14 protein-coding genes are annotated in these 12886 nt (G+C 59.2%); 4 read left to right on the top strand and 10 right to left on the bottom strand.

The window, feature by feature from the left end; genetic code table 11:
* Window positions 1–12 precede the first annotated feature (12 nt).
* The 4 genes from algW to RHP74_RS04875 all read left to right on the top strand — a co-directional run bounded on the left by algW (window position 13) and on the right by RHP74_RS04875 (window position 4775).
* Window positions 13–1173 (top strand): Do family serine endopeptidase AlgW, encoded by a 1161-nt coding sequence (gene algW / locus RHP74_RS04890; RefSeq protein ID WP_010463285.1) that lies wholly within the window; start codon window positions 13–15, stop codon window positions 1171–1173.
* Window positions 1174–1259: 86 nt separating this feature from the next.
* Window positions 1260–3365 (top strand): TonB-dependent siderophore receptor, encoded by a 2106-nt coding sequence (locus RHP74_RS04885; RefSeq protein ID WP_311098116.1) that lies wholly within the window; start codon window positions 1260–1262, stop codon window positions 3363–3365.
* A gap of 12 nt (window positions 3366–3377) precedes the next feature.
* A complete protein-coding gene (locus tag RHP74_RS04880; RefSeq protein ID WP_010463290.1) occupies window positions 3378–4106 on the top strand; it encodes a DUF4198 domain-containing protein in 729 nt (242 codons plus the stop codon).
* A 279-nt stretch (window positions 4107–4385) separates the two neighbouring features.
* Window positions 4386–4775, top strand: coding sequence for a hypothetical protein (locus tag RHP74_RS04875; protein ID WP_304817625.1), 390 nt, complete (start codon window positions 4386–4388; stop codon window positions 4773–4775).
* Between the two features lie 74 nt (window positions 4776–4849).
* Here the strand turns inward: RHP74_RS04875 and hisC are convergent, their stop codons facing one another.
* The 10 genes from hisC to RHP74_RS04825 form a co-directional block, all read right to left on the bottom strand.
* Window positions 4850–5902 carry a histidinol-phosphate transaminase gene (hisC, locus tag RHP74_RS04870; RefSeq protein ID WP_311098115.1) on the bottom strand — a complete coding sequence of 351 codons (1053 nt, stop codon included), beginning with the start codon at window positions 5900–5902 and terminating at the stop codon, window positions 4850–4852.
* Window positions 5903–5904: 2 nt separating this feature from the next.
* A complete protein-coding gene (hisD, locus tag RHP74_RS04865; protein ID WP_083375015.1) occupies window positions 5905–7230 on the bottom strand; it encodes a histidinol dehydrogenase in 1326 nt (441 codons plus the stop codon).
* A 126-nt stretch (window positions 7231–7356) separates the two neighbouring features.
* Window positions 7357–7992: an ATP phosphoribosyltransferase gene (gene hisG / locus RHP74_RS04860; RefSeq protein ID WP_007901570.1), complete on the bottom strand. Its 636-nt coding sequence runs from the start codon at window positions 7990–7992 to the stop codon at window positions 7357–7359.
* A 128-nt stretch (window positions 7993–8120) separates the two neighbouring features.
* On the bottom strand, window positions 8121–9386 hold the full coding sequence (gene murA / locus RHP74_RS04855; RefSeq protein ID WP_010463300.1) for a UDP-N-acetylglucosamine 1-carboxyvinyltransferase: 1266 nt from the start codon (window positions 9384–9386) through the stop codon (window positions 8121–8123).
* Window positions 9387–9408: 22 nt separating this feature from the next.
* Window positions 9409–9648, bottom strand: a complete 240-nt coding sequence (locus RHP74_RS04850; RefSeq protein ID WP_007912386.1) for a BolA family protein — start codon at window positions 9646–9648, stop codon at window positions 9409–9411.
* A 114-nt stretch (window positions 9649–9762) separates the two neighbouring features.
* Window positions 9763–10068 (bottom strand): lipid asymmetry maintenance protein MlaB, encoded by a 306-nt coding sequence (locus tag RHP74_RS04845; RefSeq protein WP_010463303.1) that lies wholly within the window; start codon window positions 10066–10068, stop codon window positions 9763–9765.
* Complete coding sequence (locus RHP74_RS04840; RefSeq protein ID WP_010463306.1) at window positions 10065–10718, bottom strand: phospholipid-binding protein MlaC; 654 nt, start codon at window positions 10716–10718, stop codon at window positions 10065–10067. Before RHP74_RS04840 ends, RHP74_RS04845 begins: the two co-directional genes overlap by 4 nt.
* Window positions 10719–10729: 11 nt before the next feature.
* Window positions 10730–11197: an outer membrane lipid asymmetry maintenance protein MlaD gene (gene mlaD, locus RHP74_RS04835; RefSeq protein ID WP_010463308.1), complete on the bottom strand. Its 468-nt coding sequence runs from the start codon at window positions 11195–11197 to the stop codon at window positions 10730–10732.
* Window positions 11197–11994, bottom strand: a complete 798-nt coding sequence (gene mlaE / locus RHP74_RS04830) for a lipid asymmetry maintenance ABC transporter permease subunit MlaE (RefSeq protein ID WP_311098112.1) — start codon at window positions 11992–11994, stop codon at window positions 11197–11199. Before mlaE ends, mlaD begins: the two co-directional genes overlap by 1 nt.
* Window positions 11994–12803 (bottom strand): ATP-binding cassette domain-containing protein, encoded by an 810-nt coding sequence (locus RHP74_RS04825; RefSeq protein ID WP_010463312.1) that lies wholly within the window; start codon window positions 12801–12803, stop codon window positions 11994–11996. Before RHP74_RS04825 ends, mlaE begins: the two co-directional genes overlap by 1 nt.
* Window positions 12804–12886 lie beyond the last annotated feature (83 nt).

Below are 12886 nucleotides of genomic sequence, written 5' to 3'. Positions count from 1 at the left end.
AGGACGTGCTTAATGCTCAAGGCGCTGCGTTTTTCCGGCTGGCCGCTGTTGGCCGGCGTGCTTATCGCTCTGTTGATCATCCAGCGTTACCCGCAGTGGGTCGGGCTTCCGAGCCTCGACGTCAACCTGCAGCAAGCCCCGCAAACCACCACGACGCAGCAAGGTCCGGTGTCCTATGCCGACGCGGTCACCATCGCCGCGCCGTCGGTGGTGAACCTGTACACCACCAAAGTCATCAACAAACCGAACCATCCCTTGTTTGAAGACCCGCAGTTCCGGCGCTTCTTCGGCGACAACTCGCCCAAACAGAAGCGCATGGAGTCGAGCCTGGGTTCCGGGGTGATCATGAGTCCGGAAGGTTATTTGCTGACCAATAACCATGTCACCAGCGGCGCCGACCAGATCGTGGTCGCGCTCAAGGATGGTCGCGAAACCCTGGCCCGCGTCATCGGCAGCGACCCGGAAACCGACCTCGCGGTGCTGAAGATTGATCTGAAAAACCTGCCGTCGATCACCGTCGGTCGCTCCGACAACATCCGCATCGGTGACGTCGCCCTGGCCATCGGCAACCCGTTCGGCGTCGGTCAGACCGTGACCATGGGCATCATCAGCGCCACTGGCCGTAACCAATTGGGCCTGAACAACTACGAAGATTTCATCCAGACCGACGCTGCGATCAACCCCGGCAACTCCGGCGGTGCGCTGGTGGATGCCAACGGCAATCTGACCGGCATCAACACGGCGATCTTCTCCAAGTCCGGCGGCTCGCAAGGCATCGGTTTTGCGATCCCGGTCAAACTGGCCATGGAAGTGATGAAGTCGATCATCGAACACGGGCAGGTGATTCGCGGCTGGCTCGGCATCGAAGTGCAACCGTTGAGTCAGGAACTGGCGGAGTCGTTTGGTCTGTCGGGGCGCCCGGGCATTGTGGTCGCAGGGATTTTCCGTGACGGTCCGGCGCAGAAGGCTGGCCTGCAATTGGGTGACGTGATCCTCAGCATCGACGGCGAACCGGCCGGTGATGGTCGGCGTTCGATGAACCAGGTTGCGCGGATCAAACCGACCGACAAGGTCACCATTCAGGTGATGCGCAACGGCAAAGAGCTCAAGCTCACGGCTGAAATCGGCCTGCGTCCGCCGCCGGCGCCGGTTAAAGAGAAAGAAGAAAACTGACCCTGGTCCGAGGATCTCTGGCTAACAGCAGACATTCTCATTAGGCATGTTATATTGTTTCAATATCACTATTGGAACAACATAACATGTCGTCTCGCACAATGGCTTCCGTGGCAGGTCTTGCCCTCGGCCTGCTGGTGGATCCGGTCTTCGCCGAAGAGCCCGGCACCCTCGAACTGGACGCCATCAGCGTCACCTCCGACTACGAATCGCCCACCGGCCCGGTCCAGGGCTACCGTGCCACGCGGTCTGCCAGCGCGACCAAAACCGATACCGCGATCCGCGACATCCCGCAATCCATCAGCGTGATTCCCGTCAGTGTGCTCAATGACCTGGGCAGCACCAGTGTCGAGCGCGCCCTGGATTTTGCTGGCGGTGTGTCGAAGCAGAACAACTTCGGAGGCCTGACGCTTTACGAATACAGCGTGCGCGGCTTTACCACCTCGGAATTCTACAAGGACGGCTTCAGCGCCAACCGGGGTTATCCGAGCACCCCGGACGTCGCTAACATCGAGCGCATCGAAGTACTCAAAGGACCCGCCGCCAGTCTCTACGGGCGCGGAGATCCGGGCGGCACGGTGAACATCGTCACCAAGAAACCCCAGCCCGAAGCATTCACCACCCTGCAAACCAGCGCCGGCAGTTGGGACCGCTATCGCACCGCGCTCGACGTCAACACGCCGCTGGATGACGACGCCAACGTGCTGTCGCGAATCAACCTGGCCGTCGAGGACAACCACAGCTTCCGCGATCACGTCGACAGCCAGCGAGTGTTTGTCGCGCCCTCCTTCAGTTGGCAACTGAACCCGGACACCAGCCTGTTGGTGGAGAGCGAATTCGTCCGTCACAGCTCCACGTTCGATCGCGGCATCGTCGCGCCGAACAACAAATGGAGTGGCGTGTCCCGTTCGACGTTCCTTGGCGAACCCAATGACGGCAACATCGACAACCACAACAACCTGCTGCAAGCAGCCCTCGAACACCATCTCAATGACAACTGGAAGCTGCGCCTGGCCAGCCATTACAAGGAAGGCAAACTCTGGGGCTACGCTTCCGAAAGTCGCCCGCTGAATGCCGACGGCCACACTGTGAATCGGCGCTATCGCGAGCGCGACACAAACTGGCACGACAGCATCACCCAACTCGAATTGCGCGGTCTGTTCGACCTCGGCAGTTGGCAGCACGAACTGCTGATTGGCAGCGAGTATGAAAACTTCCGCAAGAACGAACGGGTCACGACCATTGCTGGCGGCCCCTACGCTATCGACATTTATCAACCCGTCTACGGTCAGCCGAAACCCAACGGTAAGCGCTCCGGCACCGACCTTTTTGAACACGTCGAAAGCCGGGCGCTGAACCTGCAGGACCAGATTGTCTTCACCGACAAACTGCGCGGCATGCTCGGTGCACGCTTCGAACATTTCGAGCAAAGCATCGACGATCACACCCGCGGTGCCACCAGCCGCCAGAGCCACGACGCACTGACCCAACGGGCCGGCCTGCTTTATCAGCTGACACCCGAAGTCGGGCTGTTCGCCAACGCCTCCACCTCGTTCAAGCCGAACAACGGCCTGGACGCTGGCGGCCAATCCTTCGACCCGGAAGAAGGCGTCGGTTACGAAGTCGGGATCAAGAGCGAGCTGTTCGACGACCGCTTGAGCACCACCCTCGCCGCCTTCCATATTGAAAAGGAAAACGTCCTTGCACTAGACCCGGGCACGGACACCAGCCGCGCCATGGGCAAGGCCCGCAGCCAGGGATTCGACCTGCAAGTCACCGGGCAAGTGACCGACGCCGTGCGGGTGATCGGTGCCTTCGCCTACATCGACGCCGAGGTCACCGAGGGCGACAAGGTAATTCCCACCGGCAGCCGAATCCTCGGCGTCGCCAAGCGCAGCGGCAGCCTGCTGGGCGTTTATGAATTTCAGGATGGCCATTTACGAGGCTCCGACGTCGGCGCGGCGTTCACTTACGTCGGCGATCGTTCAGGCGAATCCGGCAGCGATTTCGAGCTGCCGTCCTACCACACCGTCGACCTTCTGGCCCATTACAAGGCCAGCAAAAACGTCACTGTCGGCCTGAACCTGAACAACCTTTTCGACGAGAAATACTACGAGCGCTCCTACAGCAATTACTGGGTCAACCCCGGTGAGCCGCGCAATTTCACCGTCAGCCTCACACTCAATCTGTAAAAGGAAGTTCCCATGCAAAACCTCAAACCCGCACTGCTAAGCCTGCTGCTCGGCCTGTTGTTTACCGGCCAGGTCTCGGCCCATGGCCTCTGGACCGAACAACGTCGCGGCAACATCGAAGTGATTTACGGCCACGGCGCCGAAGACAACGCCTTCAAGGCACAAAAAATCAGCGGCGCCTGGGCTTATGACGTCAACGGCAAAATGATCCCGGTGACCGTCCAGCGCCTGGCCGATCACGCACGTCTGCAACCGCTGAAGCCGCCTGCCGTGATGGCGGTGGCGCTTGACAACGGCATGTGGTCGCAAACGGCGGATAAAAAATGGATCAACGAAGGACGCAGCAAAGTGCCGGGGGCCATCGAGTCGACACAGACGTTCAAATACAGCCTGGCGATTTATCAGCCTGGGGCGAAGTTACCCAAGCTTGATCAGATGAAACTGCTGATTCTGCCGGAGGTTGATCCTCTGACGGTCGGACCGGGCAAGTTGCTGCCCGTGCAGGTGTTATTGGATGGGAAGCCGGCGGCGGGGGTGAAGTTGATTGGCGACTATCGAAGTGCGCCGAATACGTTGAGTACCGAGACAGATAAGGACGGGCGTGCGCAGGTGGTGGTGCGTAATGAAGGGTTGAACGTGATTTCGGCGCAGATGGAGATCGTGCTGAAGGACAATCCGGATGTGGCGACGCGGGGGGTGTTCAGTTCGCTGACGTTTCTGGGCGAACCGCATCACGAGTAACCCTCTGTAGGGGCGCACGGTGCGGCGGTCCGACTTGCCCGTGGAGAACGATGGCGTGGCGTAACAGCTACATCGCGTCAGGGTTCTTCGCGGCCAGAACTATCTTCCTGCCACACCTGAAGTATTTGATATTCAAGAACAGAAAGTTATTCCAAATAAAGCTAATGAACTGTCATTTATGACAGTACCTTTCGAAAGCTCCCGTCGTTAACGTTAATACCGCAGGAGGAATGACGCTTTTGTCTTCCACTCTTAATTTGACCGAAGGGAGCTTTATTCATGGCCACACAAAAATCTAAGAAGGACTCGGGTACTTTTACTGCAAGGATTGTTACCAACTTTGTTGCAACCAACGTTACGCTTCACAAGTTTACCGGAGTAACTCCTGGCGGATATATCAGCGGGGAAAAAGACAAAGGTACAATTTATATCGGATTTCCGCCTGGAATCGGCGACGATCAGCGAGTAACAAAACAATACCCAGACGATTTCACCGATAATTATATGGAGTGGACCTTCCATGATGGTGAGAACAAACACCAGGTTAAAACCGGTTGGATAACAGTGACATTCACCGAGAACATGAAAAACGCCAAAGGTGAATTTGAATGCAGCATAGATGATCCATCGCCCCGGACGATTACGGGCGAGTTTGACATTCAAGGCTGATCCTTCACCTCAAACGCATTGATCGGTGCTCACTATACCGAGCCCGATCAGTGCACCCATTACCGACCGACGTCTTACAAATTCCCCAAACCATCAATCAGTGCCTGGTTCTGTTCCGGCGTGCCGATGGAAATCCGCAGGAACTGGGCAATCCTCTCTTGCTTGAAGTGCCGGACGATCACGCCTTGCTCGCGCAATTTCGCCGCCAGCCCGGCCGCGTCGTGCTTTGGATGACGGGCAAAAATGAAGTTCGCCGCCGACGGCAGCACTTCAAAGCCCTTCGCTTCAAGTTGCGCTACCACCCACTCACGATGCTCGATGACCAACCGGCACGTCTTGTCGAAGTACTCGCGATCCTCGAACGCCGCCGCCGCCCCGACATTCGCCAGGCGATCCAGCGGATAGGAGTTGAAGCTGTTCTTGATCCGCTCCAGCGCCTCGATCAAATCCGGATGCCCCACCGCCAGGCCCACCCGCAGGCCGGCCAGCGAGCGGGATTTGGACAAGGTCTGAGTCACCAGCAGGTTCGGATAACGGTCCACCAGGCTGATCGCCGTCTCGCCACCGAAGTCGATGTAGGCCTCATCCACCACAACCACCGAATCCGGGCTGGCCTTGAGGATTTGCTCAACCGCGTCCAGTGCCAGCAGGCAACCGGTCGGTGCGTTCGGGTTCGGGAAGATGATCCCACCGTTTGGCTTGGCGTAGTCCGCCGGGTTGATCTGGAACTGCTCGTCCAGCGGCACCGCGTCGAACTGGATGCCATACAACCCGCAGTAGACCGGATAGAAGCTGTAGCTGATGTCCGGGAACAGCACCGCTTTGTCGTGTTGCAGCAAGCCGTGGAAGATGTGCGCCAGGACTTCATCGGAACCGTTGCCGAGGAACACCTGGTTGGTCTGCACGCCGTAATACGTAGCCACGGCGCTTTTCAGCAGATCGCTGTTCGGGTCCGGGTACAGGCGCAGGTTGTCGTTGAGTTCGGTCTGCATCGCCGCCAGCGCTTTTGGCGATGGGCCGTAAGGATTTTCGTTGGTGTTGAGCTTCACCAGTTTCGCCAGTTTCGGCTGCTCGCCCGGCACGTAAGGCACCAGATCCTTGACGAACGGGCTCCAGAATTTACTCATGCTCAGTTCCCCTTTTGCTCATCAACGATGCGGTATTCGGCGCTGCGGGCGTGGGCAGTCAGCGACTCGCCACGGGCCAGCACGGAAGCGGTCTTGCCCAGTTCGGACGCACCCTGCTCGGAGCAGAAGATGATCGACGAGCGTTTCTGGAAGTCGTACACACCCAGCGGCGAAGAGAACCGCGCGGTGCCGGACGTCGGCAACACGTGGTTCGGGCCTGCGCAGTAATCGCCCAGGGCTTCAGAGGTGTGACGGCCCATGAAGATCGCGCCGGCGTGACGGATCAGCGGCAGCCAGACTTGCGGATCGGCGACCGACAACTCCAGGTGTTCCGGCGCAATGCGGTTGGCCACTTCGATGGCCTGCTCCATGTCGCGAACCTTGATCAACGCACCACGGCCATTGATCGAGGTTTCGATGATCTGGGCGCGCTCCATGGTCGGCAGCAGTTTGGCGATGCTGGCCGCGACCTTGTCGAGGAACTCGGCGTCCGGGCTGACCAGAATCGCCTGGGCGTCTTCGTCGTGCTCGGCCTGGGAGAACAGGTCCATGGCGATCCAGTCCGGATCGGTATGGCCATCGCACACCACGAGGATTTCCGACGGACCGGCGATCATATCGATGCCGACCTGGCCGAACACATGGCGCTTGGCGGTGGCGACATAGATATTGCCCGGGCCAACCACCTTGTCGACCTTCGGCACGCTTTCGGTACCGTAAGCCAATGCGGCAACCGCTTGCGCGCCGCCAATGGTGAAAACGCGGTCAACACCGGCGATGCACGCCGCCGCCAGCACCAGCTCGTTGATTTCACCGCGCGGTGTCGGCACCACCATGACCACTTCGGTCACACCGGCGACCTTGGCCGGAATTGCATTCATCAACACGGAGGATGGGTACGACGCCTTGCCGCCCGGGACGTACAGACCGGCGCGATCCAGTGGCGTGACCTTCTGGCCCAGCACCGTGCCATCAGCTTCGGTGTAGGTCCAGGAATCCTGTTTCTGTTTTTCGTGGTAGCTGCGCACGCGGGCCGCGGCTTTTTCCAGTGCTTCACGCTGAGGCACGGTGATGCGGGTCAGGGCCAGTTCCAGGCGTTCGCGCGGCAGGATCAGATCCGCCATGGACGCAACGTCCAGGCCGTCGAACTGCCGGGTGAAGTCCACCAGCGCTGCGTCGCCACGCTCGCGCACGGCTTTGATGATGTCCAGCACTCGCTGATTGACCGAGTCGTCAGACACACTTTCCCAGCTCAGCAGATGATCCAGATGATGCGCGAAATCCGGGTCAGCAGCATTGAGTCGGCGAATTGCAGTCGGTGCGGTCATAGCGAGAGCCTCATAGGAATGGCAAAAACTCAGGCGCCCTAACTTAGCAGTCGTTTCCGCTTGGGCACCTGAGAATTCTGGCTATGAGGCGGATAGACGGGCGCGACTTAACGTCGCGCAGGTGAATCAGCCGCGGTGTCGAGACTCCACTGCCTTGCGCAGGGTGTCGATCAACGCCTGGATACGGGCGTGCTGCATTTTCATCGACGCTTTGTTGACGATCAGCCGGGAGCTGATGTCAGCGATGAAATCCTGGGGTTCCAGGCCATTGGCACGCAAGGTGTTACCGGTGTCGACCACGTCGATAATCTTGTCCGCCAGACCGATCAGCGGCGCCAGCTCCATCGAGCCGTAGAGCTTGATGATGTCGACCTGACGGCCCTGCTCGGCGTAGTAACGCTTGGCAACGTTGACGAACTTGGTCGCCACCCGCAGGCGGCCCTTGGGTTCGACATCACCGACACGGCCGGCGGTCATCAGCTTGCAGAGGGCAATTCGCAAGTCCAGCGGTTCGTAAAGACCCTGGCCACCATATTCCATCAGCACATCTTTACCGGCGACGCCCAGGTCCGCGGCACCATGCTCGACGTAGGTCGGCACATCGGTGGCGCGCACGATCAGCAGGCGCACGTCGGCCTGGGTCGTGGGGATGATCAACTTGCGGCTCTTGTCCGGATTCTCGGTCGGCACGATGCCCGCTTCAGCCAGAAGCGGCAGGGTGTCGTCAAGGATGCGGCCCTTGGACAGTGCGATGGTCAACATGGGAAACGTCAGTCCTTATCAGGCTACTGATGCCCGGTCGCAAACGGCGCCGGACACACATCGAGCCAGAAACTGGCTCGACTTGAAACAAATTCAACGGGCGCGTCCCTGCGCCCATGCAGCAGAAACTAGCCCGGTACGCGGCGAATCTTGGCGCCGAGCATCTGCAGTTTCTCTTCGATGCACTCGTAACCACGGTCGATGTGGTAGATGCGGTCGATCAGGGTGTCGCCTTCGGCGATCAGTGCCGAGATTACCAGGCTGGCCGAAGCACGCAGGTCGGTGGCCATCACTGGCGCGCCTTTCAGCTTTTCGGTACCGGTGACGATGGCCGTGTTGCCTTCGACCTGGATCTTGGCGCCCATGCGGTGCAGTTCGTAAACGTGCATGAAGCGGTTTTCGAAGATCGTCTCGATCACGGCGCCCGTGCCTTCGGCAATGGCGTTGAGGGAGATGAACTGCGCCTGCATGTCGGTCGGGAACGCCGGGTACGGAGCGGTCCGCACGTTGACGGCTTTTGGCCGCTTGCCGTGCATGTTCAGCTCGATCCAGTCTTCGCCGCAGGTGATTTCCGCGCCCGATTCCTTGAGTTTCTCAAGAACCGCTTCGAGGATGGTCGGATCAGTGTCCTTGACCTTCACGCGACCGCCGGTGACGGCTGCCGCCACCAGGTAGGTGCCGGTTTCAATACGGTCAGGCATCACTTTGTAGGTGGTCGGGTGCAGACGCTCAACGCCATCGATGGTGATGGTGTCGGTGCCGGCGCCAGTGATCTTGGCACCCATGGCAATCAGGAAGTTCGCCAGGTCGATGACTTCAGGTTCGCGAGCTGCGTTCTGCAGCACGCTGCGGCCCTTGGCCAGGGCGGCGGCCATCATGATGTTTTCGGTACCGGTCACGCTGACGGTGTCGAAGAAGAAGTGCGCACCGCGCAAGCCGCCTTCTGGCGCCTTGGCCTTGATGTAGCCGCCTTCGACGTCGATGACCGCGCCCATGGCTTCGAGACCACGGATGTGCAGGTCAACCGGACGCGAACCAATGGCGCAACCGCCAGGCAGGGCGACTTCGGCTTCACCGAAACGGGCAACCATCGGGCCCAGCACCAGGATCGATGCGCGCATGGTTTTCACCAGCTCATACGGTGCGATCAGGGTCTTGATGGTGCGCGGGTCGATTTCGACGCTGAGCTTCTCGTCGATCACCGGCTCAATGCCCATGCGGCCGAACAGCTCGATCATGGTGGTGATGTCGTGCAGGTGCGGCAGGTTGGCAACCGTTACCGGGCCATCGCACAACAGGGTTGCAGCCAGGATCGGCAGGGCAGAGTTCTTCGCCCCGGAGATGCGGATTTCGCCATCAAGACGAACGCCGCCAGTAATAATCAATTTATCCATAAGAATCTCGACGCCCTTGGGCTCAGGTGCGCTCGGCCCAGGCCGCGCTGCTGAAAAATTTCATAGTGACCGCATGGATGCTGCCATCGGTGATCCATGGGTTCAAATGGGCATAGATCTGCTGCTGACGCTTCACCGGGCTTAACGCCGCCAGTTCATCGCTAATCACGTTCAGCTGGAAATTGCAGCCTTCGCCCTCAACTTCTACCAACGTTCCGGGCAGCTTTCCTTCAAGGAAGCTCTTCACTTCTACGGCCTGCATGCTCAACCTCAATCGGCGCCCTGTGCGCGCGGGTCGGACATCATACAAAAAAGCCCCGCGCCTGCGAACCCCGCGAAGCAGGACTCTGACGGGGGGCTTCTTTATAGATGCTGGTTAGGGATGCGCCAACAGCTCGGTCAATTCGCTGACCTGAGCGATTTCACGCATGTCTTCTGGCATTCCGCGGATGCTCAGCGCCTTGCCGGCCGCCTCTGCATCGCGCATGAAGCACAGCAGCAGGGACAAGCCTACGCTGCTGGACTTCAACACTGCCGAACAATCAACCACCAGTTCGGCGGCCTTGCTGGACTTGATCAACGCCTGCCCCTGCTTGCGCAGACCAGGGCCGGTGCGGTAATCCAGCATGCCGCTCAGTCGCAGCTCGCCGGTTTCGCTCATGCGAATGGCCGACACACTCATTGGGCAGACTTCTCGGAGGCGTCTGCGGTTTTATCCTTGGCCTTGGCGACTTCCCCGGCCCAACCGTTGATGGTCTTGTCCAGGTCATTGCCATTGCGCTGCATCGCATCGGCGAACTGATCGCGGAACAGCTTGCCGATATTGATGCCGTTGATGATCACGTTGCGCAGTTTCCACTCGCCGTTGATCTTCTCGAGTGTGTAAGACACAGGATAGATCGAGCCGTTGGAGCCTTTGACCGTCATGGCAACGCTGGTACGGTCTCCGGACTCATCCTTGGCAGGGTCGACGGTGATGCCCTGATTGTTGTACTCGAGCAAGGCGTTGCCATAGAACTGGAACAGACCTCTCTTGAAGTTTTCTTCAAAGGTCTTCATCTGCGCCGGCGTTGCTTTGCGCGAGTATTTGACCGTCATGATGCTTTTGGAAATGCCCTCGGCATCCACGACCGGCCCGACGATGGTGTTCAGCGCCGTGTAAAAGTCTTGTGGGTCCTGCTTGTACTTCTCTTTGTTGGCCGACAGGTCTGCAAGCAACCGAGTCGTGGTGTCCTGCACGATTTCGTGCGCTGAGGGCGCTGCCACGGCGTTAGCCATCAACGGCAGGGCCGCGAGTAATACCAACAGGCCACGTCGCAAGGTAGAGATCATTCAAAAGCTCCTCATTTGGCGTCTTTGCTAACGGTATTGAGCAGGAATTTACCGATCAGGTCCTCGAGCACCAGCGACGACTGGGTGTCGTGGATGGTTCCACCATCCTTGAGCAAGCCTTCTTCGCCGCCCACGCTGATACCGATGTACTTCTCGCCCAACAGGCCAGCGGTCAGGATAGATGCAGTGGAGTCGGTCGGCAGGTTATCTACGCGCTTTTCCAGCTGCATCGTCACTCGACCGGTGAAACTGTCGCGGTCCAGATCGATCGCCGTGACCTTGCCGATGGTCACACCGGCCATGGTCACTTTAGCTCTGACCGTCAAACCGGCGATATTGTCGAAATATGCATAAAGTTTATAAGTATCGGTGGTGGCACTTGGGGACAGGCCACTGACCCGCAACGCTAGCAACAGCAAAGCCAGGATGCCAGCCAGCAAGAAAAGGCCGACACCGATTTCCAGGGTGCGGTTTTGCATCAGAAATCTCCAAACATCAAGGCGGTCAAAATAAAGTCCAGGCCGAGCACAGCCAAAGAGGCGTACACCACGGTCTTGGTAGTGGCACGACTGATCCCCTCGGAAGTGGGCTCGCAGTCATAGCCTTGGAATACGGCGATCCAGGTCACGACGAAGGCAAAGACGATGCTCTTGATGATGCCGTTGAGCACATCATCGGTGAACGTCACGCTGTTCTGCATGTTGGACCAGTAGGAACCTTCATAGACACCCAGCCAGTCGACAGCCACCCACGAACCGCCCCAGATACCCACCACGCTGAAAATCATCGCCAGCACTGGCAGGGAAATGAAGCCGGCCCACAGGCGCGGGGCAATGATGTACTTGAGCGGGTCGACGCCAATCATTTCCAGACTGGACAACTGTTCGGTGGACTTCATGTTGCCGATTTCGGCGGTCAGCGCCGAACCTGCACGCCCGGCGAACAGCAGTGCCGTGACCACGGGGCCGAGTTCGCGCAACAGCGTCAGCGCAACCATCTGCCCCACCGCCTGCTCCGAACCGTAGCTGGACAGGATGTTGAAGCCTTGCAGCGCCAGCACCATGCCGATGAACACCCCGGAGACCACAATGATCACCAGGGACATCACGCCCACCGAATGCAGTTGCTTGATCAGCAGGCCAAAGCCGCCGCCGATACCACCGCGACCGAGCAAGGCATGAAACAGGAAAATCGCCGAACGGCCGAACACCGACAGCACATCGATGCCGGCATGGCCGAACCGACGCACGCGTTCCAATAGTGAAATCTTGCGCATCAACGCTTCCCCAGAAGATCTGCGCGGTAATCCGTCGCTGGAAAGTGGTATGCGACCGGACCGTCGGGATCGCCGGTCATGAATTGACGAATCCGCGGTTCCTGCGAGTTCATCAGCTCCTCGGGAGTGCCCTGCCCCAACACCTGGCCGTCGCCCACCACATAGATGTAGTCGGCGATGCTGGCGGTCTCGGCCAGATCATGGGAGACCACGATACTGGTGATGCCCAACGCATCGTTGAGCAAGCGGATCAGGCGCACCAACACGCCCATGGCGATAGGGTCCTGGCCGACAAAGGGTTCGTCATACATGAGGATCTGCGGATCGAGGGCAATCGCCCGCGCCAGCGCGACACGGCGCTTCATGCCACCGGACAGTTCGTCGGGCATCAGCTCGATGGCGCCACGCAACCCCACGGCCTGCAATTTGAGCAGGACGATGTCACGGATCATTTCTTCCGGCAGCTCGGTATGAACGCGCAGCGGAAAGGCGACGTTCTCGAACACGTCGAGGTCGGTAAACAGCGCGCCGCTCTGGAACAGCACACCCATATGCTTGCGCGCATCGAACAGATCGCTGCGCGACAGCTTTGGCAGGTTCTGGCCATTGACCCAGACTTCGCCCTTGGTGGGCCGCAACTGCGCGCCCATCAACCGCAACAGCGTGGTCTTGCCACACCCGGAAGGCCCCATGATGCCGGTGACCTTGCCGCGCGGGATACGGATATCGACGTTATTGAAAATGCTGCGCGCACCGCGCTTGAAGGACAGTCCCTTCAGCTCGACCGCGTAGGCGTTATCGGCACTCATCTAAACTCCTTGCGATGCAGCCTCACACTCGGACGCCTGTCTTTCTGACGAAAGCACATGCCTCCACGGGCAGGCCGAACTGG

This window comes from Pseudomonas sp. SG20052 (genome assembly GCF_031766055.1).
Taxonomy (GTDB): domain Bacteria; phylum Pseudomonadota; class Gammaproteobacteria; order Pseudomonadales; family Pseudomonadaceae; genus Aquipseudomonas; species Aquipseudomonas mandelii.
The sequence above is the reverse complement of the archived record's forward strand: the minus strand, read 5'-3'. Positions and strand labels throughout refer to the sequence as shown.